This is a genomic window from Staphylococcus sp. HMSC62D11, assembly GCF_001839145.1.
Lineage (GTDB): Bacteria > Bacillota > Bacilli > Staphylococcales > Staphylococcaceae > Staphylococcus > Staphylococcus lugdunensis.
In genome coordinates, this window is record NZ_KV840181.1 from 1 (window position 1) to 25022 (window position 25022).

The following is a 25022-nucleotide window of genomic DNA, read 5'->3' on the forward strand; positions in this document are numbered from 1 at the left end:
TTTTCTAATTGAAAATAATCTTACTGCTGTTTTTTTAGGGCTTTATGTCCCAGCCTGTATTTTATTTTTGACGTTCATCAATCGATGTGTGTATTTGTTCGTCAGTTGGTTTAGTCGTGTGTGTTTCTGTAGATGTTGTATTATTAGAAGCTAAATCATTATCATCTTGTGAATTTAATGATTCGGATTTGTTCTTTTTGCTACTTTTTTTATCCTTTTTAACTTGAGACACATTGACTGGTTCTCCGTTGCGAATAAAGTATTGAACAACACCTAAAGTATTTAAGTAATGTATTATAATAGTGATAATTGCCACTAGTATGATTATAGCAATATGAATGTTATAAGCCAGTGTTTGTGACATATTTTGTAATAAATAGATATCCAACGATGATATAAGTGATATGATGAGTGCGATTAAGTTAATCAATAACACACCTACAAAAAATTTAAACCACGTTTTTTGTCCATTCGCAATTCCTTTAAAACCGTCTTCTAATGAGGCAATAGCTGTTTTATTACGGTCTTGAGTAAATTGTACAGTACTGTTTATCATAGGTATTAATACAATCCACAATAGAATTGAAATAATAAATGAAACAAAAACAAATGTTACAATTTGAATAATCAATAACGTATTTTGACTCTGAATTTCTAAAGGTTTAATTAATTCTCCAACAATTTTGAAGAGATATTTTAAAAGAAATGCATGTATCCAAGTTAAAGCGATATATAGTATTAAACTGATGATACCGAGTAAAATACTAGAAATGTATTTGCCACCTTTAAATGAAACAAGTAAATCTGAAAAGCCAAATTTTTGCTTTTTAATAGATTTTGATATGACATTAATAGAACCAGCTAGTAGTTGATATCCAACAAGAAGGAATATAATCGCTATAACAACCAAAACAATGATATTAATCGTCTGTAATTGCTCCTGTAATTGTTGAGGATCAACATTACCTTTTTGTATCAAAGTCTCTTGCATGTCATTACTAACTTTACTTAGATATAGTTTTGGAAGAAATTGACAAAGCACAAAGAGAATTAACACATTGATCATTGCAAAAACAAATGTTAACAACCAATGTGACTTTGTATTTTTGATTGCTAATTTATGAAATTTAAACAAAATGAAGCACTCCTTTACGTTAATATAAATACAATATCAAAATTCGAAAAAATTTTAAATGAATATCTAACATATTATGACATTAAGTGTTAGAATATGCTAATAAATGAACTAATGAAAGGAGATATCATCATGAAAATTGCAATTATAACCGATGTGCATGGAAATTATGATGCGCTAGAAACTGTTTTGGATGATATTGATCGTAGAGAAGATGTTGATAAAATTATAAACTTAGGTGACAATATTGGAATTGGTCACGAGACAAACAAAGTATTAGACAGCATCTTTGAACGTGAAGACATGGAGATGATTGCAGGCAATCATGATGAAGCGGTGATGTCAATAGTTAATGGCACACCTTATCCGGAAGACTTAAAAGATAAATTTTATGAACATCATCAGTGGATTGAAAGTCATCTTGACGAAGAATATCATGAGGTATTAAATCAGCTTCCACGATTTATTGAACAAACCATCTGTGGTAAAAAAATGCTATTTATTCATTATGAAATTGATAATAGTAAATTAAATACTACAATCGATGGACAACCTTTTAGTCCTATAGTTGAACCAAGTGCACAAAATATGTCAACGCTTTTCCAAGATAAAGATGCTGATGTAATTGTTTTTGGACATAATCATACGTTACATTTATTTGATGATAAGAAGAAACTGTACTTTAATCCAGGCTCTGTTGGTCTTAATAATGGTGCTTATGCCGTATATGGCATTCTGACAATTACTGATAGTGAATTCTCGGTGGAAAGAATCAAATTACCTTATGATAATGAAGAATTTCTTTTAGGATTTAGTGAAAAGCATGTTCCAGCAAAACAATTAATATTTGATAAATTTCTTTAAAAAATAAAGCTATCGTAGTTCCTAGTAAAGAAAGGATACGATAGCTTTTCAATTTAATGCTGGTGTACGTGAGCATGTGAATGATGAAGTCCTGTACATAATGTGGACGTGTCATGTTTATGTTTAGGTGTTTCTAACTGTATGGTCATGTGATGAACATTTAAATGTGATAAGTCATGTTCGATACGTTCGAGTAGTAATTCACATTGCTCTACAGTAAGGGCTTCACTTACTACGGCATGGCAGCTCAATGCATTCATATCATTTGAAATCGTCCAAACATGATAATCGTGAACATTTTGAACTTGACCATGTTGTGTAATAGTTTGAATTATTGCTTCTAAATCAACATCTGTTGGTGTTCCTTCCATCAAGATATTAAGCGATGATTTGGTAATGCCGAAAGCACTTTTTAAAATTAATAGTGAAACAATAATACTTGCTATAGGATCAGCCAGTGTAAAATCAAATAACCATATTAGGATAGCAGCAACGATAGCACCTAATGAGCCCAGTAAATCTCCAAGCACATGAATAAAGGCACCACGCATATTTAAATTATGATGCGTATCACCACTTTTAAACATAATTGCTGCGACAATGATATTAACAAGTAATCCCATTACACTGATAACAAACATTTCAGTTGACTGTACTTCTGGTGGTGCGAAGAAACGTTTAATTGCTTCTATAATAATGAGTGCACTTATAATAAATAGAGTTACACCATTAAATAATGCCGCTAACACTTCAAAACGTTTATAGCCAAAGGTTTTTGATGTTGTAGCATTTTTTTCTGCATAGATAAAAGCAATAAGTGCTATGCCTAGTGAGACGGTATCACTGAACATATGGATTCCATCTGAGAGCAAAGCTAAGCTATTAGCGAGATAACCTCCGATAATTTCAATCAACATAAATGAGCCAATGATTAAAAACGAAATAAGTAATACTTTTTTGTTATTTGTGTGTACATGACCGTGGACATGGTCATGATGATGTTGATGTGTGTGATTAGTCATGATAAGATCCACCTTCTTTTGGATGATTTGCATGATGAATGGCTTGTTTTAACAACGTAGCGACATGTTGGTCATCAAGAGAATAAATCATAGATTGACCAGCTCGCTTGGCCTTAACAAGATGAGTTTGCTTCAACAATTTTAATTGATGAGAAACATTAGATTGGCTCATATTTAGCGTATGTGAAATATGGCCAACACTTGCTTCACCTTCTTGAAGTAATTCCATAATTCGAATACGATTTATATCACTTAATGCTTTAAAAATTTGGGTTACACGAGTAAGCGTATCGAAATCAGAACGATGTGATGGCATATGAGTCATATCCTTTCTGTATTTATGAATATATGTTCATATATTAATATAACTTTTTCTCATTGTTTGGTCAACTCATTCAAGAAAGTTAATGTTTGCCAGTTAAATGTAAGTGGTAAAATACAAATTAGCATTTCAAAAGGAGGACGTTATTATGGCTATTTTATTAATTGGTGCAAACGGTGGCGTTGGTAGTCAACTAGTTAAACAATTTAAAGCACAAAATGAAGATTTTACAGCCGGTGTTCGAAAAGAAGAACAAGTTTCTAAATTACAAGATGAAGGAATTCAAGCAATACAAATTGATGTTGAAAAAGATGATATTGATACGTTAATACAAACGTTTAAACAATTTGATACTATCATTTTCTCAGTAGGTAGTGGTGGTAGTACAGGAGCAGATAAAACCATTATTGTCGACTTAGACGGTGCAATAAAAACAATGATTGCTAGTAAAGAAGCAAAAATAAATCATTATGTAATGGTCTCAACATATGATTCACGTCGTCAAGCATTCGATGCTTCGGGTGATTTAAAGCCATATACCATAGCTAAGCATTATGCAGATCATTACTTAAGAGCATCAGGTCTAAACTATACAATCGTCCATCCTGGTGTGTTGACCAATGATGCTGGCACAGGACAGATTGATGCAGGTTTATATTTTGAAGGTAAAAATGCTATTCCTAGAGAAGATGTTGCGCGCGTGCTTAACGAAGTATCGACAAGTAATCAATATATGAATCAAGAATTTCAAATTATTGCAGGTGATAAATCGATTACCGAAGCGTTAGCTAGCTATAGACAGAAATAATTAACAAGTTAAATCAAATAATAAGAAGCTGGTCATATATTCACTCATGATACCAGCTTCTTTTTTTATAAAAGCATGATTACATTTTGCATTTATATTGTATTTTGCATGAAAAAGTAAAGCGCTTGCAATATTGTAAATAACGCAATTACTGTCAAATGTGATACAATCACTAGTGTTAAGTTAGCTATGTTATTATAAACTTAAGTAACGATAATAAATTTGAACTTTAAATGGCTAAATTAGCTTTTATAATAGACATAAATTTTGAAGAGGGGGGCTATGATGCCACTATTTTTAGAGCCAATATTTCACGAAAAGATTTGGGGTGGTGATAAACTCGAATCATTCGGTTATCACCTACCAGACAAACCAATAGGTGAATGTTGGTGTATCTCAGCTCACTCAAATGGTAAAAGTAAAATCTTAAATGGACAATATGCTGGTCAAACATTAGACCAAGTATGGACAGAGCATCGAGAATTATTTGGTGATTTTCCCAGTAAAGAATTCCCATTATTATGTAAAATAGTTGATGCAACGGCCCCGTTATCTATTCATGTGCACCCGGGAGATTCATATGCATATGAACATGAAAATGGACAATATGGTAAATCTGAATGTTTATATATTATAGAAGCAGCTGAACAGGCTGAGATTGTCTTAGGTACGACGGCACAATCACGAGCAGAAATGGCACAGGCTATAGAAGAACAACAAGTGGAAAGCATATTAAAACGTGTTCCTGTGCAAGCTGGTGAATTCTATTTTATTCCTGCAGGTACATTACACTCAATTAGCGCTGGCGTGTTAGCCTATGAAACGATGCAAAATTCAGATATATCGTATAGAATATATGATTTTAAACGTCATCGTCCTAATCAAACAACGCCTTTTCTTAATATAAATAGGGCCTTGGATGTTATAGAATACGGAATTGAAGTACCGAAATTAGTGCCTGAAAGTGAAATTATAGAGAATCATAAATGTTCACATATTGTATCCAGTGATTTCTTTACAATGGTAAAATGGGAAATTTCAGGTACTTTAAACTACATGAAGCCGAGAGAATTTTGTCTAGTATCGGTACTTGACGGTGAGGGCCAGATGATTACTGATGGAGAAATTTATAGAATTCAAAAAGGAAGCCATTTTATATTGACTTCAGAAGATTTAGATAGTGTATTTGAAGGGGATTTCACATTGATTATTAGCTATCTATAAAGAAATTAGTCTGTTTCTTGAATATTGGGAGGTATAAATTTGAAGCAATTTTTATACATTTCATTAGTTTGTGGTGTTATTGCTGGTGCAGGTATCTTTTTTAATGTGCCACATTATCCTACGCGACTTATTCCTCAATTTATTGCGTTGATGGGTGTCATCAGTGCAATATTAACATTAAAAGATCATAAAACAAGTGGATTGTTATCATTAGGGGGTGTAATGATAAATTTAATGCCGCTTCTAGCAAGTATTGTGGGTGTTCAGCAATAATAGGAACCAAATAGCAATTAGATGATGAATACTACATCTAAGTAGAAAATATTATAAGAGAAAGTCATAAGCATATAGGCTAGTGATTTTCTCTTTTTTTAAAATATGGTATTGAATTTTATGTTATATCTAATTGCTAATTTTTATGAAATTACACAAGATTTTTACGTGAAGTATGATAAAATGAAAAGAAATCATAAGAGAAAGTATTTTTTCTCACAATGAATAATTAGGGTTAGGAGTTTCATAATGACTGAAGCAGTAAATTACTTTTGGCTAAATTGTGGCTATACAAGATGGAATCATAATGAACCATTAATTGGACAAACGACATTATTTGAATCAGGAGCTCAATTTAATCCTTCTCAAGGTTTTAGAGCATTTAAAAAAGCAGAAATTGGCGACAAAGTGATATTTTACCAAGTTCAAACAGATACTGGTTTATTAGGATTAGGTGAAATCACTAGCGTTCAAACAGGCGCTCAAAATAAAATTCGAGTCACTTTTCGATTTGATGAGCTACTAAAACCATTAACGATTGACTTTTTAAAACGCAGTGAAGCATTAGATTATAGAATGAATAATATGAAAGAAACTTTATTTAATCAACTAACTAAAGAGGAATTTGATCTTATTGTCGCCTTAGGACAAGGCCAAGAAAAATTACCACGCTATTTCTTTTTAGCTGAGTCAGAAGCGTTTGAACCTGGGGAAATTTATACAATATATACACATACCTATAATGGTATTAAACGAAATGGTTACCATTTTTATAATCAATTAGAGGTTGGTGACAACCTAGTATTTTATAATAGAAATAAAAATCAAGCTGTCATTGGTATTGGAGAAGTGACTAAGCATATTCATGAAAAGCCACCCATACCTGGTAGAACGAATAGCACCGCAATCGAAGTGCGCTATGATAAAAATATAACACCAGTGACATTAAGCCAATTAAATAAACATCCAAAGTTAAAGAATTTATACTTTTTACAAGAAAATGCGAAACAGGCAATTGCTAGTATGTCTCAAACTCAATATGATGCCATTATTGATATGAGCAAAAATGATGGTGTAAATAAGCCATTTGAGACGATTAATCAACCTGTACATAGCGAACAAACTAAAGATGAAGCGCTTAAACCATTTATCTTACTTGTTGTAGGGCAACATGACGAAGGATTAAAAGCAGCAAATGAATTATTAGATAAGACCAATGCTAATCCAGTCATAACAACTGGACACCCTGATTTTTCTGAAGAAATGTTGTATGGTAAATACTTACCAAATGAAGCAGGTGCATTATATTATCGTGAAGGATTTATTACACATTTAATGCCTAAAAACGATAAAAGTTATTTAGTCATTGATAATTTTAACCGTGTTGATCCAGATATTTTTCAAACGTATATCAATGTGTTGGAAGGCTATGAAGTGACATTGCCACGATATAATAAAGATGGACAAATGATTATATGGTCACGCCAGAAAGATTCATTTTATCATTTTAATCCTAATTGGCATATTATTGGTATTACTTATGATGATATTGATGTAATTAAAGAGAAATATTCAGCTCAATTTTTAAAATATACACGCATTGTTAAAGTAAAACAAGATAAATAAAGTAGTCTTGTTCATGATATAACCTTTTGAAAATATTTTAAGTAGTGACAGTAAAAATAAGATAAAGCTATTCCTTTATGGAATAAGCCTTACAATACAAAATATTGAAATAAATGGAGCCACACTATGACAAAGTAGTGTGGCTCTTAAACTGCAATAATTGATTTTGCCTGTTTCTTAAATGTGTTTTAAGTTGTTTAGCTTGCAACCGAAGAGGAAATAGTAATAATAAAAGTAAGGATGTGAATTTATGCCAATTATTTATTATGATGGAAACTGTGTATATTGCTATAATTACGCAATATGGTTAATACGACATGGTTTATCTAAAAAATATCAATTTGCTACGCTTCAAGGTGAGATAGGGCAACATTTATTCAAACAACATCCAGAAGCACAGCATCAAAATAGTGTTATTCTGCAAGAAGGCCATCATCTTGAGTATCATTCGACTGCAATAGCGACGTTAATTACATCATTAACAACGTTTAAATGGTTAGGGATATTACTAAAATTGGTTCCAAAACCACTTAGAGATTGTGGCTATCATCTTTTTGCGAATAATAGAGATAAAATGTGGAAAACAAAATGGCATCGACCAACATCTTATGAAAAGTCGTTTTTCCTAGATGATAATCAACATGTAAAGTTGATTAATTGAAAATGATTTTCAATTAAGGGATAATAAGAATAACATATAGCTGAAAATAAGCTTATTCAAAGGTTAGGTATATGAATAAATCTTCAATTTATTTATAATAATTATAAATAAGAGTGTTATTTTGCTTTACAGATTAGAATTATTATAATATAATGATAACATCATTACGATGATATAAGTTAAAAGGAGCGATGAATAATATGGCAAATCAACAAGATGTAGTAAAAGAATTAAATCAACAAGTTGCAAACTGGACGGTGGCTTATACTAAATTACACAATTTCCACTGGTATGTTAAAGGACCAAATTTCTTTTCATTGCATGTTAAATTTGAAGAATTATATAATGAAGCAAGTCAATATGTTGATGATTTAGCTGAACGTATTTTAGCGGTAGGCGGTCATCCTGTAGGAACGTTAAAAGAATGTTTAGATATGTCGATTGTTGAAGAAGCAGGTTTAAATTATTCTGCAGAAGAAATGGTCGAAGCATTTTCTAAAGATTTAACAAATATTTCACAACAACTTGAACAAGCTATTCAAGTGGCTGGAGAAGCTGAAGATGACGTATCAGAAGATATGTTTATCGGCATGCAAACTTCAGTAGATAAACATAACTGGATGTTTAAATCTTATTTAAGTAAATAAATTTAACCATATAATAAACCTTGATATTGTATTACACATGTGATTTTACTAGTGTAATTACAATATCAAGGCTTTTTTTATTCTGCAATTTCTAATGCGACTTCCATCATTTGTGTAAATGAATTTTGTCTTTCTTCCGCAGTTGTTTCTTCTTGTTTGATAATATGGTCGCTTACTGTAAAAATACCTAAAGCTTTTTTACCAGCATAAGTTGCATTAAGGTATAAAGCTGCTGACTCCATTTCGATACCTAAAATACCCATTCTTTTCCATTGATCATTGAAGTGTGGGTTCGCGTTGTAAAATGTATCAGACGATAAGATATTACCAACGTGCGAAACTGCACCAAGTTCGTCTGCTTTCTGTTTAGCTTTAGTGATTAAGTCAAAATCAGCAATTGGTGCGAAGTGACCAGGAATTTGATATTGGTCTACATAATTAGAATTTGTTGAAGCGGCTTGTGCAATGATAATGTCATATAAATTGACATTTTCTTGCAGTGCGCCACAAGACCCAATACGAATAATCGTATCTACATTGAAGAAATGGTACAACTCATATGAATATATACCTATACTTGGAATCCCCATACCAGATCCCATAACAGAAATTTCTTTACCTTTATAAGTACCTGTATATCCAAACATATTTCTTACTTCATTAAATTGCACTACATTATCTAAGAAGTTTTCGGCTATGTATTTTGCTCTTAATGGATCGCCAGGCATAAGTACGGTTTTGGCGATTTTATGTTCTTTAGGTTGAATATGTGGTGTACCTTTAGACATTTGTTATCTCTCCTCGACTTTCATTCTTAACATAAAGATAACATTTGTTTAACTTTTTTGCGAATTTTTGTACTATAGAAGGGAAGGACAAAATGCCTATTTTTAAAGTTTAAACCATGCTACGAAAACTTTATCGTAGGCGCAAATATTAAACAACAATTTATAGGAGGGCGTTTTAATGGATTATGCAAAATATATAGATCATACCTTATTAAAACCAGAATCAACAAAGGCACAAATTGATAAGTTAATCAAAGAGGCTAAAACATATCACTTTAAATCAGTTTGTGTAAATCCAACTCAAGTGAAGTATGCGGCAGAACAATTACGAGATTCAGATGTATTAGTATGTACCGTGGTTGGCTTTCCATTAGGTGCGAGTACTACAGCAACAAAAACATTTGAAACAGAAGATGCAATAAAAAATGGTGCTTCTGAAATTGACATGGTTATCAATATTGGCGCATTAAAAGATGGGCGTTATGATGATGTGAAAAAAGATATTGAAGGTGTTGTTGGTGCAGCTAATGGGATTTTAGTTAAAGTTATTATTGAAACAATATTATTAACTGATGATGAAAAGGTCAAAGCTTGTGAGATTGCGCGAGCTGCTGGTGCTGATTTTGTTAAAACATCTACTGGTTTTGCTGGTGGTGGTGCCACCGCAGAGGATGTGGCATTGATGAAGCAAACGGTTGGTAATGAGTTACAAGTTAAAGCTTCAGGTGGGGTACGAAACTTAGCTGATTTCAAAAAAATGATTGAAGCTGGTGCAACTCGAATTGGAGCGAGTGCGGGTGTTGAAATAATAGAAGGTCTTGAGGCTAACACCGATTACTAATGCCATAATCGCATTATCATAAAAAAGCAAACTAGTCGCTTATTGAAAGGGGATATGGCTATGAGAATGGTCGATATTATAGAAAAGAAACGCGATGGGAAAGAATTAACAACGGATGAGATTAACTTTTTTATTGAGGGCTATACAAAGGGAGATATTCCAGATTATCAAGCTGCAAGTTTAGCAATGGCTATTTTTTTTCAAGATATGACAGAACAAGAACGTGCAGCGTTAACGCTAGCAATGGTACATTCTGGTGATGTGATTGATTTATCCCAAATTAATGGGGTAAAAGTTGACAAACATTCTACAGGTGGCGTAGGCGATACAACAACGCTTGTTTTAGCACCTCTTGTGGCTGCAGTTGGTGTGCCAGTTGCAAAAATGAGTGGGCGTGGCTTAGGTCATACTGGCGGCACAATTGATAAATTAGAATCAGTTGAAGGGTTTCATGTTGAGATCAGTGAAGATGAGTTTATTAAATTGGTCAACGAAGATCGAGTTGCTGTAATTGGACAAACGGGTAACTTAACACCGGCAGACAAAAAGCTATATGCTTTGAGAGATGTGACAGGGACAGTAAACTCTATTCCATTAATCGCGTCTTCGATAATGAGTAAAAAAATTGCTGCAGGTGCAGATGCAATTGTGCTTGATGTTAAAACAGGTAGCGGTGCATTTATGAAAACATTAGAAGATGCTGAACAACTTGCGCATGCCATGGTATCCATCGGCAATCATGTTGGCAGAAAGACGATGGCTATCATTTCAGATATGAGTCAACCGTTAGGCAACGCAATTGGTAATGCTTTAGAATTGAGAGAAGCTATTGAAACATTGAATGGACACGGACCTGAAGATTTAACAGAACTCGTGTTGACACTTGGTTCTCAAATGGTAGTTTTAGGCCAGCAAGCTGAGACATTAGAAGAAGCACGACGAAAATTAAAACAAGCAATTCAAGATGGAACAGCATTAGCGAAATTCAAGCAGTTTATTGCTAACCAAGGTGGCGATCCACATATCGTAGATCACCCGGAATTATTACCACAAGCGCAATATAAAATAGAATTGCCAGCACAGAAAACAGGAACAATAACTGAGATGATTGCCAATGATATTGGTATTGCATCAATGATGTTAGGTGCTGGTCGTCAGACGAAAGAAGATACAATCGATTTAGGAGTCGGTATAGTATTAAACAAAAAAGTTGGGGACACTGTCAAAGAGGGTGAACCATTATTAACGATTTATAGTAATCAGCCAGATATATTTGATGTAAAGGCTAAACTTTATGATAGTATAGCCATTCAAGATACAGGTCATAAACCAACATTAATTCATAAAATTATTACTGAGTAGGAGTGTTAAAATGATAACGCCTTTTAAACGTATACATCTTATTGTAATGGATTCAGTAGGCATTGGAGAAGCACCAGATGCAGCAGCCTTTAATGATGAAGGTGCACACACGCTTAAACATACATTAGAGGGATTTAAGGAATCATTACCTAATTTAGAACGACTTGGCTTAGGTAATATTACTGACTTGCCTGTAGTGCATAAAGTAGATCATCCTGAGGCTTTTTATACGAAGTTAAGTGAAGCATCTGTCGGTAAAGATACTATGACAGGACATTGGGAAATGATGGGCTTGAATATCATGCAACCATTTAAAGTTTATCCTAATGGTTTTCCAGAAGAATTGATTAAACAAATTGAAGAGATGACAGGACGTAAAGTGGTAGCGAATAAACCTGCTTCTGGTACGGCAATCATTGATGAACTTGGTGAACATCAAATGAAGACGGGTGATTTAATCGTTTATACAAGTGCTGACCCAGTATTACAAATTGCAGCACATGAAGATATTATACCGCTTGAAGAATTATATGATATTTGTGAAAAGGTACGAGAGATAACAAAGGATCCAAAATATTTAATTGGACGTGTTATTGCCCGACCATATGTAGGAGAACCAGGTAACTTTACAAGAACATCAAATCGTCATGATTATGCATTGAAACCTTTTGGACACACGGTTATGAATGAATTAAAAGACAATGGTTACGATGTTATCGCTATTGGAAAGATTAATGACATTTTTGATGGGGAAGGTGTTACAGAGGCGATTCGCACTAAAAGTAATATGGACGGAATGGATCAATTGATAAATGTTACGCAAAAAGAATTTAATGGCATGAGCTTTTTAAATTTAGTTGATTTTGATGCTTTATATGGTCACCGACGTGATAAAGAAGGTTATGCACAAGCAATCAAAGATTTTGATAATCGTTTACCTGAATTGATTGCAAACTTGGATGAAGATGATTTAGTCATCATTACTGCTGACCATGGTAATGACCCGATTGCACCTGGGACAGATCATACGCGAGAGTATATTCCAGTATTAATGTATAGTCCTAAAATCAATCATGGTCATGAATTATCAAGTGACGAGACATTTAGTTCAATTGGTGCTACAATAGCAGATAATTTCAACGTAGAACTACCAAAATTCGGTAAAAGCTATTTAAAAGAAATGGGAGTGGAACATTAATGAAATTATTTAGATATTTGCTTGGTTTAGCATTTGGCACAGCAGGAGTCTTACATTTTACAAATGAACGTCAGTTTAGAAATATTGTGCCACATTACTTACCATTACGAAAAACTGCTGTACTTGTTACAGGAGTTTTTGAAATCTTTTTTGGTATGATGCTATTAATTAAAAGACCAGCAGAATGGTTGAAAAAAGGTATGAATTTATTTTTATTAGCAGTATTACCAGCAAATATTTATATGGCACGTAAAGAATTACCTTTAGGCGATAAAGAAGTGCCTAAGTGGGCACTATACTTGAGATTACCTTTACAATTTGTATTAATAGGATTAATTAAAAAGTTATAAGAAAGAGTTATAATACGAATTTAAGATATAGATTTATCTGACACTAGTAACACAGGCTGTGACATAAATTCCAAAATAATAGCACAAAGATGATTTGAAATTGTATATCATCTTTGTGCTTTATCTATTTTCTCTAATTTTTCTTTATTTGAAAAGGATTATTCAAGCATTTTTTTAAATCTGTTGAAAGTAATCTTTAGTTAGCAATTTGAATAGATAAACTAACAAATCCTACTTATCATAAAGTATTTATAAAAGTTGTACGATGAACCATTACATTGTCAAAGAGTTCATTTACAGGGATGGATTCAAATCGTCGCTTCTCCAATAATTGATAAAACGCATCGATAACGCTTTTTTAGTTTTTGTTACTCTTAAGTCTTGTTCCTTCATAATATAACCTCTCTCATCTGTACTGTAAGTTTAAACGATATCGTTGATAGAAAATGATCGTAATTAAGAAGAATTTAAAATTTATAGCAGTTCTATAAATCGACACAAATAGTTTTTTGTAGATATTGTTTTTAATAAAAATTAGTCATATAATTTTCTTAATGATAATGATTATTAATTAATATTTAGAAAGTGTGAGTATTTTGTTGAATTTAAAGACTGGGATAAAAAATAAAAATTACAAAGTTAAAAGTATAAGTATATGTAATAAAAATATGTTATATCGATTAAGTGCATTAGGTATAAAAAAAGGCAGTGAAGTATGTATTAAACGAAAATGCTTATTTAATGGACCAAGTATTATTGAAGTAAATGGTCAATTTTTGTGCATTAGACAATCTGACGCCAGAAACATTACATTAGAGGAGTAGGTTATATATATGGGCGAAAGTTTTTGTATTTTAGGAAATCCAAATGTAGGAAAGACGTCATTGTTTAATGCATTAACAGGGTCTTATGAATACGTAGGTAACTGGAGTGGTGTAACTGTTGAAAAAAAGGTAGGTAAATTAAAAGAAAACATAGGACAGCTTATTGATTTACCTGGCATTTATGATTTATCTCCAGTTTCTAAAGATGAGACTGTAGTAACAGATTTTTTAATGGAATCTTCTTTTACAGGTATGATTAATATCATTGATACTAGCCAAATAAAAAGAAATTTGAACCTTACTATTCAATTGTTAGAACTTAATGCACCTTTAATTATTGGTTTAAACATGATTGACGTAGCAGTGCAACATGGTCTTAAAGTCAGATATGATACTTTAATGAAAAAATTAAAAGTACCTGTTTTTCCGATTGTAGCGAGAAAAGCTAAAGGGACTAATGAACTTTTACATGAATTGAAATTTTTAAAACCTGATAAAAGACAACAATTTAAAATTAACTATGGTCATGATATAGAAGATGCTATTGAAAAAATAAGTTCAATTATCTTAAAAGAGACAGAATATCCTAAAGAACGAATACGTTTTATAGCGATACAATATTTACTTGATAATAATCAAATTTATCAGGAAATAGGTTCTGAAATGATTAATTGTTTAGAACCAATAAAAAAAGAATTAGAAAAAAATTTGAATATGCGTGTACGTGAACGTATGGAATTGATTAGAGATAAATTTATAGATGATATCTTAAAAAATGTTGTCGAATATCCTAAAGAAGAAAAGCAATTTTTTACTGCTAAGTTAGATAAAATATTGATGAATAAGTATTTAGGGATACCCATATTTTTAGGCATTATATGGCTCATTTTTCAAATCACATTTACTTGGGTAGGTACGCCTTTATCCGACAAAATGGATGATTTCATTGGTGGGCAATTTACCGACTGGGTAAAGATGATGATGCAATACTTACACTTGTTGCCATTTCTACAAGATTTAATCACAGACGGTATTATTGCAGGTGTCGGCTCAGTGCTTGTGTTTGTTCCTCAGATCGTGGTATTATTCTTCTTTATTTCTTTGCTTGAAGATTCGGGTTATATGGCAAGAATAGCTGTTTTAATGGATAAGACAATGGAATCAATAGGGCTAAGTGGTAAGTCATTTATTCCTATGATTATTGGATTTGGCTGTAATGTACCAAGCATTATGGCTGCACGTAGTATTGAAAATGAAAAAGAACGGCTGATAACAATTTTAATAGCTCCCTTCATGTCTTGTTCAGCACGTTTGCCAATATATGCATTGTTTGTGGGAGTATTCTTTAAAACTTATCAATCTCTCATAGTTTTAAGTTTATACTTGCTTGGGATTTTAGTTGCTTTAATAGTTAGTACTATTATGAATCGATTTATTTTGAAAAACGATAGTTCAGTATTTATTGTTGAGCTACCAACTTATCGTGTACCTTCTATTAGAACTTTATGGCGTAGCACTTGGGAAAAGGCAAAAGGCTTTGTAAAAAAAGCAGGGACATTTATATTTGCTGGCTCAGTAATCATATGGGCATTAACATATACAGGACCTAATGGATTTGATGTAAAAATTAATCAAAGCTTTATGCATATAATAGGAGAAGCAATAGCTCCTATACTTTCACCTTTGGGATTTGGTACGTGGCAAGCAGGTGCCACTTTGATACCAGGATTTTTAGCGAAAGAAGTCATAATCAGTTCAATGGCGATACTTTATTCCTCAAATGAGAATGGGCTTGTTAACGTAATTCAACATCAATTCACATCCTTATCAGCCTATGCTTTTATGATATTTATACTATTATATGTTCCATGTATTTCGACAGTAGCTACAATAAGAAAAGAAACATGTTCATGGAAATGGACACTCATTGCATTATTTTACCCAATAGTTACAGCATATCTTTTAACATTGGCATTTTATCAAATTAGTAATCTTTTTATATAAGGACGATTTTTATGTATATATTTATAAACATCTTGATTATCGTAGTTATCATCTTTTATACGGTTTTAACATTAGTAAAATTTTTTAAACGTAGTAAAGAAGGGCAATGCGGAAGTTGCAAATCTAATTGTCATTGTGATACAACGTCACATAAGAAACATTTAAAGCCTTAAGAATCAAATTTTAAAATAAAAGTAAAAGCTTTTCTATTTTTGAATGAACGAATTCAAATAGAGAAGCTTTTTTGTTGTATGAAACATACTGAGATTAGTTATGTTTCTATTCATTATGAGTTACTTTCTTCTGCTAATAAAATGCCAGTTCACATGCATATACATCGTTTTGAGAGCAAAACTTTAAGTAGGGTTAGGATAAGTTGAATCGCGAGTATCCAATTAAGAAATATTCGAAAATAAAATATCGGTTACTATCCATTGGAATAAGATGGAGTACTGCACTTAGAAATATTAATACGTGATATAAAAAACTCTAGGGGTCGGGACAAAAATCATTTTTGAATTCTGTCCCGCTCCCTAGAGCGAATTTTGAGATTTATCATCCAGGATATTGTAACTAATTATTTAGCTTCACCGAACACATCATGCCATTGATTGCGTTTGTTTAAGAACGCTTTAGCGATTTCTTTTGCACCCTCTAATGAATGACTTGCAGCCCATCCACATTGTACTTCATTGCAAGCTGGAACTTCGTTAGCTTGTAATACGTCATTTAATGTTTTTTCAATAATATTTAAAACATCATTATAATCGTCATGATTAATAAAGGATACATAGAAGCCGGTTTGACAACCCATTGGACTTAAGTCTACAACTTTGTCAGTATGGTTTCTAATGTTTTCTGCCATTAAATGTTCAAGTGAGTGTAAACCAGGCATTTCCATATGTTCTTTATTTGGTTGTTTGAAGCGGATATCATATTTTTTGATTACATCACCGTTTAAGCCTTCCATCGTACCTGCTAATCTCACAAAAGGCGCGACAACTTTTGTATGATCTAAGTTAAAACTTTCTACATTCATTTTTGCCATTTGACATCCTCCTAAATTACTTTTAAAACTTATCTAATATATTGATTGTAACAAGACGACTGTATAATGACAATTTTGACCTAATGCATCATATGCCGTTGAGGCGGGTATAGAACATTATTGTTAGAAAATTTTGTAAATATAATGACAATCAAGTATTATTCCGATAAAATAAGTAATGATTAATTAAAAAACATATTGGGTAAAAGATGTTGTTCGATTATTTGGGTTACGTAAGGGAGATAGTTGTAATAATGAACAGTAAACAAAAAATTTTGGATTATATCGAAAATAATAAATACGATTATATAGAAATCAGTCATAGAATACATGAACGTCCGGAGTTAGGAAATGAAGAAATTTTTGCGTCTCGAATACTTATAGAGAAACTAGCTGAACAAGGATTTGAGATAGAGACAGATATCGCAGGTCATGCAACAGGATTTATAGCCACTTATGATTCAGAACGTGAAGGTCCAACGATTGGTTATTTAGCCGAATATGATGCTTTACCTGGGTTAGGACATGCATGCGGCCACAATATTATAGGTACTGCAAGTGTATTGGCTGGATCGGCATTAAAGCAAACGATTGATTCAATTGGTGGTAAAGTAGTCGTTTTAGGCTGTCCAGCAGAAGAAGGTGGAGAGAATGGAAGTGCAAAAGCATCATATGTTAGAGCCGGCGTGATTGATGATATTGATATAGCATTGATGATTCACCCTGGCAACGAAACATATCCAACCATCAATACATTAGCAGTAGATGTTTTGGATATTAAATTTTACGGAAAAAGTGCACATGCTTCTGAAAATGCAGATGAAGCGCTCAATGCTTTAGATGCTATGATTTCTTATTTTAATGGCGTGGCACAACTCAGACAACATATTAAGAAAGATCAAAGAGTACATGGTGTGATTTTAGATGGTGGTAAAGCAGCAAATATCATTCCAGATTTTACTCATGCACGTTTTTATACACGCGCAACAACACGCAAAGAATTAGATGTATTAACAGAACGTGTGAAACAAATTGCACGTGGTGCTTCAATTCAAACGGGTTGCGATTATGAATTTGGGCCTATTCAAAATGGCGTAAATGAATTTATTAAAACACCTAGATTAGATGCATTATTTGAAAAGTATGCCATTGAAATAGGTGAAGCAGTCAGCCATGACGATTTTGGATATGGATCTACGGATACTGGCAATGTGAGTCATGTCGTTCCTACGATACATCCACATATCAAAATAGGCTCAAGAAACTTAGTTGGTCATACACATCGTTTTAGAGAAGCTGCTGCAAGTGTACATGGAGATCAAGCGGTTGTTCGAGGTGCAAAAATTATTGCATTGATGGGTCTAGAGTTAATTGAAAATCAACCGCTGTTTGAGGCTATAGTCGAACAGCATTCTCATATAAAGGGGAATAACAAATAATGGTGAAAAATAAGCAAAATCAACCACTTACACTCAGTGATTTATACGCAGACAAAGTTGTTTACTCATCAAGACCCTCTTATGTTTCTAATCCATGGTTAGAACCAGAAGAACATCAATCGAATTTTTTGACCGGTAGAGAGTTATTGATAGCCAATAAATTACCTGTAATCGTACACGAAGCCAGTGTTACCGATAAATTGGAAGTACTTTTTAATACTATAGGAAAAACGATACCGACCTCAATTTATAAATTTCATGATCAGCAATCTTATGAATCGCTTATTCAACATCTCGCTTATCAAGAAGGGAAAAAGATTTATTTTCAATATATACATGGAGAAGATGTGAATCTTCTTATTACGCTTTAAATAAGGATACATTTGTCGCATTAAATAATAAAGCGCGCATTCCTGAATGGACGAATCATCATTACTTGCCTAACAGAGAAATTGTATCAATCAAAGATTTTAAAGCGCGAGTTCAAGATTGGACATTTCCTTTTGTTATTAAACCTGGAGATGATTTGCCCACTGCAGGAGGATATGGTGTTATGATTTGTTATCATCAAAATGATTTGCAAAAAGCAATGACACGTATTTTTGAAGCAGAAGCAGCTACATCACATTTGATTATTGAACAAAAAATCGAAGAGGTTCACAATTATTGTGTTCAGTTCTCTTATTCTTCAGAGCTAGGTATCCAGTATTTAGGAACCGCACAGCAACTTACAAATAAATATGGCTTTTATGCTGGTAACGAGAATGTCCATGATATACCTCAGCAATTGATAAACGCTGGTTACGAAATTATGGAAATAGGTGTAAAACAAGGATTCTTTGGAGTGGCAGGGTTTGATTTATTATTAGATCAACATGGAGATGTCTTTGCGATTGATTTGAATTTTAGACAAAATGGTTCTACGAGTATGTTGCTATTAGAAGATGAGCTACATCCAAATTATCAAAAGTTTTATAGCTATGTAGCTAAAGGTGATAATGAACACTTTTTTAATACTATATTAAAATTTATAAAAAAAGGCGTATTGTACCCACTATCTTATTATGATGGTGATTGGTATGGTAAAAATAAAGTTAATTCTAGATTTGGCTGTATTTGGCATGGGAATAGCAAAACAGAAATAGATCATTATATTAAAGCATTTTATGAGGAGTTAGATTTATAAATAATAAATACTGTACAATCAGACATTTGTTTTAATTTAATAGTTAGGGAGCGGGACAGCATTCATTATGAATTCATAGTCATGCACCGGCAAGGTTGACCAGGATTGGAAAAGGCCTAGTATAAGCGTATGTTCAGTCCAGTCAACTATTGCCAATATTTAGTTCGTATCTTAAAACATAATGATGTCCAAGCTTTATTGACTATCAAAAACGAGTCATTTAAAATTTGGAATAAATTAAAATGAATTGAGGGTTGTTACATGTCATTTAAAAATGAAACATTTTTCAAGGATATATTAATCAATGAGGAATTTTTCTTTGCGAGTACATCTAAAAAATTAGTAAGGATTTATTATCAAGGTCAATTATATCCAGCAGCATGGACGAATGAATACATGGCGCGCACATTCCTTGAAGATCATCAGGTAGATTATGATAAAGTAGTTCAAATTGACATTGATACCTTTGCGACATATGAGCTTGATGATTTATTTGATAAAGGAGACAAAGTGGTTATTAATGCTTCAGAAAATCATCCTGGCCAGTTGATTAACGTCGTTGATACAACTGATGAAATCATGACAGAATTAGATCGCATTCGCACTAAAGAATTTGTTAAAGATATAGCAAAAAATGATGAAGTATTTGGACTAACTCGAAAAGGACAAAAATCTTTTATTTTAATCGGGGATGATAAAAAAGAAAAACCATATATTATGCCTGTTTGGAGTATGAAAGGGCGCGCTTTGAAAGTACGAGATCAAGATTTTGAAGAATGCGAACTTATAGAAGTAGAAAGTAGCGTTTTTGGTGAGTGGTTAGATGAATTAAGAGATGATAATAAAGCTGTAGCTATTGACTTGAAACCCGGTGTGGTTGGTACTATTGTCTCGGCACAGTACTTGTCAAACGAAGCAACATTTTAAATTGATGAATGACGCCCTTCGATGCAAATGCTGAAGGGCGTTTGCTATTATGATAAATGAATAGCACCAATGGCTCCTGAAAAGGCACCATGTTCAATATAATATGGTTGACAACCTCTTAACTTAGTATAATCTTCAATGACTTCTCTTAACAATGGATTATTGTTGAAGGATGACCCGATGTACACGACATTATTTGTTTTATATTCACGAGCTACAGTAATGGACATCGTTGTGATTACCTCGCCAACAACACCGACAACCGATGCTAGTTGATTTGCTGATGTAAAATTTGCATCCAAATGATGCAGGACATTACCAAAATTTGCGGCAGTTAATTCGCCTGGTATAGGAGGTGGGGTATCTTTATAAATATGTTTGACCTTTAAATCAATATGATTTCGATCACCTTGTTGAGCTAAAGTTGTCAATGCCTCATAATCTGATATTTGAGTTAAAAGGTATCCTAAACCTTGTATCATACCGCCACCTGTACCAATACCCCCAACACGTTGTTGAGATATCCCATCATAATAATGGATAGACGTCCCAGTTCCTACGTTAGTAAAAATATATTGGTCAATATCGTGGCCTTGTTCTTTAAGTAACATGCTTAAACCTTTAGAAGAAGCATCAAATTCAACATAGGTTTGCACAGGGTGATCAAGTTGTTCAGCAATGACTCCGGCATTACCACCTGTTAAACTTAAAGAATCATATGATTCATTTTTCAACCAATGAATTACCTGTTGTATATTTGTAGTTAATTCTGTTTTATAAATACGTTCATCAGGCGTTTCTTGAACAATTTTGATTAATGTTCCACCTGCATCGATACCGATATTCATTTCTTTCACCTCTGCAATTAATTAGGGTCAATGTTTATAGTATAATAAAATCACTGAAATACAAGTAGAAATTAAAAAAATTAGGGTATAACATGATATGATAAAATTTAAATAAGTAGTCAGAAGGCTAACAATGTTAGAAATAAGGGGATAGATTATGGTTATAAAACAGCAATATGATAATATAACAATTCAGGTATTTGAAGAACGTTATCGACAACACGTTTTAGATTTTGAATTAAGCGAAAGACAACAAGTTTATTCATCATTACCTAAAACAGTGCTTCAAGAAGCATTAGAAGATGAAAATCGTGTCGCTAACATTGCTATAAATGAACAAGGAGATGTGGTTGGATTCTTTATACTACATCGTTACTATCAACATGAAGGATACGATACACCAGAAAATGTCGTTTATGTAAGATCGTTATCAATAAATGAAAAATATCAAGGACGTGGCTATGGCACTACAATGATGATGCATATTCCACAATATGTTCAACTATTATTTCCAGATTTTAATCACTTGTACCTCGTGGTTGATACTGAAAATCAAAGTGCATGGAATGTATACGAGCGTGCTGGTTTTATTCATACAGCAACTAAAGAGGAAGGGCCAATAGGGAAGGAAAGATTATATTATCTAGATTTAGATACGAAACATGTGTCTTCACTAAAGTTACAAGCCAATAGTCAATCTAGTATTGGAACAGTGCAAATCATAGACTTATTGAAAGACGGGGATAAAGTAGGATTTATAGCTGTAGAACAGCATGCGACAAGAATGAATATTGCTGCAATAGAAGTTAATAAAGAACACAGACAATCAGGCATTGCTGAAAGCGCATTGCGTCAGTTACCAACGTATGTTAGAAAACATTTTAATAATATACAAACATTAAATATAATGTTATTTGGTGAACATAATGAATTAAAACCGTTATGTCAGAATAGTGGATTTGTTGAGATTGAACAATCAGAAGATGTCGCAATTTTTGAAAAGTATATTAATTATTAGTAGACATTGCGAAATCAAGAGTTGTCATTTATAATTTAATTTTGTTACTATTAATAAATGCAAAATAACTTATAAATTTCAAAAAATCCTGTGAAAGGAAGTATTTTTTAATGAAAATTCAAGATTACACAAAAGAAATGATCGATGAGAGATCATTCATTGATATGACTTATACGTTATTACATGAAAAAGGCGCAACAATGAATTTATATGATATTATTGATGAATTTAGATCTTTAGGTGGTTATGATTACGAGGAAATTGAAAATCGAGTTGTGCAATTCTATACTGATTTAAATACTGATGGACGCTTTTTAAATGTTGGTGAAAATGAATGGGGATTACGTGACTGGTACTCAGTAGATGATATCGAAGAAAAAATTGCACCAACAATTCAAAAATTTGATATTTTAGATGATGAAGATGAAGAAGATAAAAATCTTAAATTATTGGGCGAAGACGAAATGGATGACGACGATGATATTCCAGCTCAAACTGACGATCAAGAAACATTAGATGATGATGACAATGAACCAGTAGAAGATGAAATGAATGAAACAGATATTGTTTTAGATGAAGATGATGAAGATTTAGACGACGAAGAGGAAATTGACGACGAAGAAAAATTTTAATTTAGTGAGGCCTTGAACGGTAAGGCTTTGCTTAAGTTAATAAAATTGACAATTGACTTTTATTAAAAAAATGATAAAATTTTATTCGGGCTCCTTTAATTAGGACACGTGTATAAATGTTATGCGCTCCCCTTACAATGGATGTGAGAGGGAGCGATTTTTTTATTTTAAAAATTATTTCAGCATTAAATGTATAGAGAAGGAAATGAATAAAAGTTTAAATTATAACTATACATTTTGAATGGAATATTTTAATAATCAAGACTTGTTAAAAAGTGTTAAATAAAGAAAGCAACCCTTTATATATGCAGGAGGTCAAAATATGACAAAGTTTATTTTTGTAACAGGTGGCGTAGTTTCATCTCTAGGGAAAGGTATTACAGCTGCTTCTCTAGGAAGATTATTAAAAGACAGAGGATTAAAAGTTACAATACAAAAGTTTGATCCATACTTAAATGTTGACCCAGGTACGATGAGTCCTTATCAACACGGTGAAGTTTTTGTAACGGACGATGGTGCAGAGACCGATTTAGATTTAGGACATTATGAACGCTTTATTGATATTAATCTTAATAAGTATTCTAATGTAACAGCTGGGAAAGTATATTCACATGTTTTGAAAAAAGAACGTCGTGGTGACTACTTGGGTGGTACAGTTCAAGTCATTCCACACATTACAAATGAAATTAAAGAACGTTTATTACTGGCTGGTGAAAGTACTAATGCAGATGTAGTAATAACAGAAATAGGCGGAACAACAGGTGATATCGAGTCTTTACCGTTTATTGAGGCTATACGTCAAATTCGCAGTGATTTAGGTAGAGATAATGTGATGTATGTTCACTGTACATTATTACCATTTATTAAAGCAGCTGGCGAAATGAAAACAAAACCAACACAACACAGTGTTAAAGAACTTCGTGGATTAGGTATACAACCTGATTTGATTGTCGTTCGTTCTGAATATGAAATGACTCAAGACTTAAAAGATAAAATTGCATTGTTCTGTGATATCAATAAAGAGAGTGTTATTGAGTGTAGAGATGCGTCATCGCTATATGAAATTCCACTGCAACTTAGCGCACAGAATATGGATGATATCGTTATTCGACGTTTGGGCTTAGATGCTAAATATGATACGCAATTAGATGAATGGCAATATCTATTAGATACTGTTAATCACTTAGATGGAACGATCACTATTGGCTTAGTTGGAAAATATGTTAGCTTACAAGATGCCTATTTATCAGTTGTTGAAGCTTTAAAACATGCAGGTTATCCATTGAAAAAAGATGTCGTAGTAAAATGGATTGATTCTAGTGTGGTTACAGATGAAAATGTTGCGAGTTATCTGAGTGATGTGGATGGTATCCTAGTCCCGGGTGGTTTCGGATTCCGAGCGAGTGAAGGAAAAATCGCTGCAATTAAATATGCACGAGAAAATAACGTACCATATTTTGGAATATGTTTAGGTATGCAATTAGCTACGGTTGAATTTGCACGTAATGTGCTAGGATTAGAAGGCGCACATTCTGCAGAATTAGATCCAAATACACCACATCCAATTATTGATTTATTGCCTGAACAAAAAGACATTGAAGATTTAGGCGGTACATTACGCTTAGGCTTATATCCAAGTAAAATTAAAAAAGATACATTAGCATACGATATTTATGGTGTAGATCACGTTGAAGAAAGACATCGACATCGTTATGAATTTAACAATGATTATCGTCAACAAATTGAAGATAAAGGAATGGTCTTTTCTGGTACAAGTCCTGATGGCCGTTTAATTGAAATGGTTGAAATTCCAGCAAATGATTTCTTTATTGCTTGTCAGTTCCATCCAGAATTTTTATCTCGTCCGAATAGACCTCAGCCTATATTTAAGGCGTTTGTTGAGGCAGCTTATAAATATCAAAATAAATAATGTAACAAAGCACATCTAGCTGTGATAAGGTTAGATGTGCTTTAT

Annotated in this window: 25 protein-coding genes and 1 pseudogene; 20 read left to right on the forward strand and 6 right to left on the reverse strand. The window is 32.8% G+C overall.

The window, feature by feature from the left end; genetic code table 11:
- Positions 1-61: 61 nt before the first annotated feature.
- Positions 62-1135 (reverse strand): hypothetical protein, encoded by a 1074-nt coding sequence (locus HMPREF3267_RS02500; protein WP_002461288.1) that lies wholly within the window; start codon positions 1133-1135, stop codon positions 62-64.
- 132 nt (positions 1136-1267) lie between these two features.
- Between HMPREF3267_RS02500 and HMPREF3267_RS02505 the strand changes: the two genes are divergently transcribed.
- Complete coding sequence (locus tag HMPREF3267_RS02505; protein WP_002478934.1) at positions 1268-1999, forward strand: metallophosphoesterase family protein; 732 nt, start codon at positions 1268-1270, stop codon at positions 1997-1999.
- Positions 2000-2052: 53 nt separating this feature from the next.
- On the opposite strand, the gene czrB is transcribed toward HMPREF3267_RS02505, so the two are convergent.
- Together czrB and HMPREF3267_RS02515 are read right to left on the reverse strand one after the other, a co-directional pair.
- Positions 2053-3021 carry a CDF family zinc efflux transporter CzrB gene (gene czrB / locus HMPREF3267_RS02510; protein ID WP_002461286.1) on the reverse strand — a complete coding sequence of 323 codons (969 nt, stop codon included), beginning with the start codon at positions 3019-3021 and terminating at the stop codon, positions 2053-2055.
- A complete protein-coding gene (locus HMPREF3267_RS02515) occupies positions 3014-3337 on the reverse strand; it encodes an ArsR/SmtB family transcription factor (RefSeq protein ID WP_002461285.1) in 324 nt (107 codons plus the stop codon). The genes czrB and HMPREF3267_RS02515 overlap by 8 nt, the downstream gene beginning before the upstream one ends.
- A gap of 154 nt (positions 3338-3491) precedes the next feature.
- Between HMPREF3267_RS02515 and HMPREF3267_RS02520 the strand changes: the two genes are divergently transcribed.
- From HMPREF3267_RS02520 to HMPREF3267_RS02545, 6 genes are all read left to right on the forward strand, one after another.
- Complete coding sequence (locus HMPREF3267_RS02520) at positions 3492-4151, forward strand: SDR family oxidoreductase (protein WP_002492363.1); 660 nt, start codon at positions 3492-3494, stop codon at positions 4149-4151.
- A gap of 285 nt (positions 4152-4436) precedes the next feature.
- Positions 4437-5375, forward strand: a complete 939-nt coding sequence (locus HMPREF3267_RS02525; RefSeq protein WP_002478936.1) for a type I phosphomannose isomerase catalytic subunit — start codon at positions 4437-4439, stop codon at positions 5373-5375.
- A 39-nt stretch (positions 5376-5414) separates the two neighbouring features.
- Positions 5415-5648, forward strand: a complete 234-nt coding sequence (locus tag HMPREF3267_RS02530; protein WP_002492351.1) for a hypothetical protein — start codon at positions 5415-5417, stop codon at positions 5646-5648.
- A 249-nt stretch (positions 5649-5897) separates the two neighbouring features.
- Positions 5898-7274: an EVE domain-containing protein gene (locus HMPREF3267_RS02535; protein WP_062077912.1), complete on the forward strand. Its 1377-nt coding sequence runs from the start codon at positions 5898-5900 to the stop codon at positions 7272-7274.
- A 250-nt stretch (positions 7275-7524) separates the two neighbouring features.
- Positions 7525-7935: a thiol-disulfide oxidoreductase DCC family protein gene (locus tag HMPREF3267_RS02540; protein WP_002492364.1), complete on the forward strand. Its 411-nt coding sequence runs from the start codon at positions 7525-7527 to the stop codon at positions 7933-7935.
- Positions 7936-8135: 200 nt separating this feature from the next.
- Positions 8136-8582, forward strand: a complete 447-nt coding sequence (locus HMPREF3267_RS02545; RefSeq protein WP_002478940.1) for a Dps family protein — start codon at positions 8136-8138, stop codon at positions 8580-8582.
- Between the two features lie 77 nt (positions 8583-8659).
- Here HMPREF3267_RS02545 and deoD read toward each other — a convergent pair whose 3' ends face one another.
- Entirely contained in the window at positions 8660-9370 is a 711-nt protein-coding gene (gene deoD, locus HMPREF3267_RS02550) for a purine-nucleoside phosphorylase (protein ID WP_002461274.1), read from the reverse strand.
- 178 nt (positions 9371-9548) lie between these two features.
- Here deoD and deoC point away from each other — a divergent pair, with 178 nt between their 5' ends.
- From deoC to HMPREF3267_RS12245, 7 genes are all read left to right on the forward strand, one after another.
- Positions 9549-10211 carry a deoxyribose-phosphate aldolase gene (gene deoC, locus HMPREF3267_RS02555; protein WP_062077910.1) on the forward strand — a complete coding sequence of 221 codons (663 nt, stop codon included), beginning with the start codon at positions 9549-9551 and terminating at the stop codon, positions 10209-10211.
- A gap of 60 nt (positions 10212-10271) precedes the next feature.
- Entirely contained in the window at positions 10272-11573 is a 1302-nt protein-coding gene (locus HMPREF3267_RS02560) for a pyrimidine-nucleoside phosphorylase (protein WP_062077907.1), read from the forward strand.
- A 10-nt stretch (positions 11574-11583) separates the two neighbouring features.
- Positions 11584-12771 carry a phosphopentomutase gene (deoB, locus tag HMPREF3267_RS02565; RefSeq protein ID WP_062077906.1) on the forward strand — a complete coding sequence of 396 codons (1188 nt, stop codon included), beginning with the start codon at positions 11584-11586 and terminating at the stop codon, positions 12769-12771.
- On the forward strand, positions 12771-13121 hold the full coding sequence (locus HMPREF3267_RS02570) for a DoxX family protein (protein ID WP_002461269.1): 351 nt from the start codon (positions 12771-12773) through the stop codon (positions 13119-13121). The genes deoB and HMPREF3267_RS02570 overlap by 1 nt, the downstream gene beginning before the upstream one ends.
- A 596-nt stretch (positions 13122-13717) precedes the next feature.
- A complete protein-coding gene (locus tag HMPREF3267_RS02575) occupies positions 13718-13945 on the forward strand; it encodes a FeoA family protein (protein ID WP_037540521.1) in 228 nt (75 codons plus the stop codon).
- Positions 13946-13954: 9 nt separating this feature from the next.
- Positions 13955-15949, forward strand: coding sequence for a ferrous iron transport protein B (gene feoB / locus HMPREF3267_RS02580; protein WP_002478944.1), 1995 nt, complete (start codon positions 13955-13957; stop codon positions 15947-15949).
- 11 nt (positions 15950-15960) lie between these two features.
- On the forward strand, positions 15961-16122 hold the full coding sequence (locus HMPREF3267_RS12245) for a FeoB-associated Cys-rich membrane protein (RefSeq protein WP_002478945.1): 162 nt from the start codon (positions 15961-15963) through the stop codon (positions 16120-16122).
- 404 nt (positions 16123-16526) lie between these two features.
- Here HMPREF3267_RS12245 and HMPREF3267_RS02585 read toward each other — a convergent pair whose 3' ends face one another.
- Complete coding sequence (locus tag HMPREF3267_RS02585) at positions 16527-16997, reverse strand: S-ribosylhomocysteine lyase (protein ID WP_002461265.1); 471 nt, start codon at positions 16995-16997, stop codon at positions 16527-16529.
- A 254-nt stretch (positions 16998-17251) separates the two neighbouring features.
- On the opposite strand from HMPREF3267_RS02585, the gene HMPREF3267_RS02590 reads away from it, so the two are divergent.
- The 3 genes and pseudogenes from HMPREF3267_RS02590 to HMPREF3267_RS02600 all read left to right on the forward strand — a co-directional run bounded on the left by HMPREF3267_RS02590 (position 17252) and on the right by HMPREF3267_RS02600 (position 20549).
- Entirely contained in the window at positions 17252-18436 is a 1185-nt protein-coding gene (locus HMPREF3267_RS02590; protein ID WP_062077904.1) for a M20 family metallopeptidase, read from the forward strand.
- 2 nt (positions 18437-18438) lie between these two features.
- Positions 18439-19622 (forward strand): annotated as a pseudogene (locus HMPREF3267_RS02595) (ATP-grasp domain-containing protein).
- A 261-nt stretch (positions 19623-19883) separates the two neighbouring features.
- Positions 19884-20549: a DUF2750 domain-containing protein gene (locus tag HMPREF3267_RS02600; RefSeq protein WP_002461261.1), complete on the forward strand. Its 666-nt coding sequence runs from the start codon at positions 19884-19886 to the stop codon at positions 20547-20549.
- Between the two features lie 47 nt (positions 20550-20596).
- Here HMPREF3267_RS02600 and coaW read toward each other — a convergent pair whose 3' ends face one another.
- Entirely contained in the window at positions 20597-21397 is an 801-nt protein-coding gene (gene coaW / locus HMPREF3267_RS02605) for a type II pantothenate kinase (protein WP_002492349.1), read from the reverse strand.
- A gap of 157 nt (positions 21398-21554) precedes the next feature.
- On the opposite strand from coaW, the gene HMPREF3267_RS02610 reads away from it, so the two are divergent.
- The 3 genes from HMPREF3267_RS02610 to HMPREF3267_RS02620 all read left to right on the forward strand — a co-directional run bounded on the left by HMPREF3267_RS02610 (position 21555) and on the right by HMPREF3267_RS02620 (position 24977).
- The gene (locus tag HMPREF3267_RS02610; protein ID WP_002461258.1) at positions 21555-22415 is read left to right on the forward strand and encodes a GNAT family N-acetyltransferase; all 861 of its coding nucleotides are present in this window, start codon (positions 21555-21557) and stop codon (positions 22413-22415) included.
- A gap of 110 nt (positions 22416-22525) precedes the next feature.
- Positions 22526-23047 (forward strand): DNA-directed RNA polymerase subunit delta, encoded by a 522-nt coding sequence (gene rpoE, locus HMPREF3267_RS02615; protein WP_002478949.1) that lies wholly within the window; start codon positions 22526-22528, stop codon positions 23045-23047.
- 322 nt (positions 23048-23369) lie between these two features.
- The gene (locus HMPREF3267_RS02620) at positions 23370-24977 is read left to right on the forward strand and encodes a CTP synthase (RefSeq protein WP_002478950.1); all 1608 of its coding nucleotides are present in this window, start codon (positions 23370-23372) and stop codon (positions 24975-24977) included.
- Positions 24978-25022 lie beyond the last annotated feature (45 nt).

What these genes read in the sequence shown, in the direction of transcription:
- HMPREF3267_RS02505 (WP_002478934.1), top strand. Translation starts at nt 1,268, where the DNA reads ATGAAAATTGCAATTATAACCGATGTGCATGGAAATTATGATGCGCTA.
- czrB (WP_002461286.1), bottom strand. Translation starts at nt 3,021, where the DNA reads ATGACTAATCACACACATCAACATCATCATGACCATGTCCACGGTCAT.
- HMPREF3267_RS02585 (WP_002461265.1), bottom strand. Translation starts at nt 16,997, where the DNA reads ATGGCAAAAATGAATGTAGAAAGTTTTAACTTAGATCATACAAAAGTT.
- HMPREF3267_RS02520 (WP_002492363.1), top strand. Translation starts at nt 3,492, where the DNA reads ATGGCTATTTTATTAATTGGTGCAAACGGTGGCGTTGGTAGTCAACTA.
- HMPREF3267_RS02610 (WP_002461258.1), top strand. Translation starts at nt 21,555, where the DNA reads ATGGTTATAAAACAGCAATATGATAATATAACAATTCAGGTATTTGAA.
- deoD (WP_002461274.1), bottom strand. Translation starts at nt 9,370, where the DNA reads ATGTCTAAAGGTACACCACATATTCAACCTAAAGAACATAAAATCGCC.
- feoB (WP_002478944.1), top strand. Translation starts at nt 13,955, where the DNA reads ATGGGCGAAAGTTTTTGTATTTTAGGAAATCCAAATGTAGGAAAGACG.
- HMPREF3267_RS02525 (WP_002478936.1), top strand. Translation starts at nt 4,437, where the DNA reads ATGCCACTATTTTTAGAGCCAATATTTCACGAAAAGATTTGGGGTGGT.
- HMPREF3267_RS02620 (WP_002478950.1), top strand. Translation starts at nt 23,370, where the DNA reads ATGACAAAGTTTATTTTTGTAACAGGTGGCGTAGTTTCATCTCTAGGG.
- deoC (WP_062077910.1), top strand. Translation starts at nt 9,549, where the DNA reads ATGGATTATGCAAAATATATAGATCATACCTTATTAAAACCAGAATCA.
- HMPREF3267_RS02515 (WP_002461285.1), bottom strand. Translation starts at nt 3,337, where the DNA reads ATGCCATCACATCGTTCTGATTTCGATACGCTTACTCGTGTAACCCAA.
- rpoE (WP_002478949.1), top strand. Translation starts at nt 22,526, where the DNA reads ATGAAAATTCAAGATTACACAAAAGAAATGATCGATGAGAGATCATTC.
- HMPREF3267_RS02600 (WP_002461261.1), top strand. Translation starts at nt 19,884, where the DNA reads ATGTCATTTAAAAATGAAACATTTTTCAAGGATATATTAATCAATGAG.
- HMPREF3267_RS02535 (WP_062077912.1), top strand. Translation starts at nt 5,898, where the DNA reads ATGACTGAAGCAGTAAATTACTTTTGGCTAAATTGTGGCTATACAAGA.
- HMPREF3267_RS02540 (WP_002492364.1), top strand. Translation starts at nt 7,525, where the DNA reads ATGCCAATTATTTATTATGATGGAAACTGTGTATATTGCTATAATTAC.
- coaW (WP_002492349.1), bottom strand. Translation starts at nt 21,397, where the DNA reads ATGAATATCGGTATCGATGCAGGTGGAACATTAATCAAAATTGTTCAA.
- HMPREF3267_RS02545 (WP_002478940.1), top strand. Translation starts at nt 8,136, where the DNA reads ATGGCAAATCAACAAGATGTAGTAAAAGAATTAAATCAACAAGTTGCA.
- HMPREF3267_RS02590 (WP_062077904.1), top strand. Translation starts at nt 17,252, where the DNA reads ATGAACAGTAAACAAAAAATTTTGGATTATATCGAAAATAATAAATAC.
- HMPREF3267_RS02570 (WP_002461269.1), top strand. Translation starts at nt 12,771, where the DNA reads ATGAAATTATTTAGATATTTGCTTGGTTTAGCATTTGGCACAGCAGGA.
- HMPREF3267_RS02560 (WP_062077907.1), top strand. Translation starts at nt 10,272, where the DNA reads ATGAGAATGGTCGATATTATAGAAAAGAAACGCGATGGGAAAGAATTA.
- deoB (WP_062077906.1), top strand. Translation starts at nt 11,584, where the DNA reads ATGATAACGCCTTTTAAACGTATACATCTTATTGTAATGGATTCAGTA.
- HMPREF3267_RS12245 (WP_002478945.1), top strand. Translation starts at nt 15,961, where the DNA reads ATGTATATATTTATAAACATCTTGATTATCGTAGTTATCATCTTTTAT.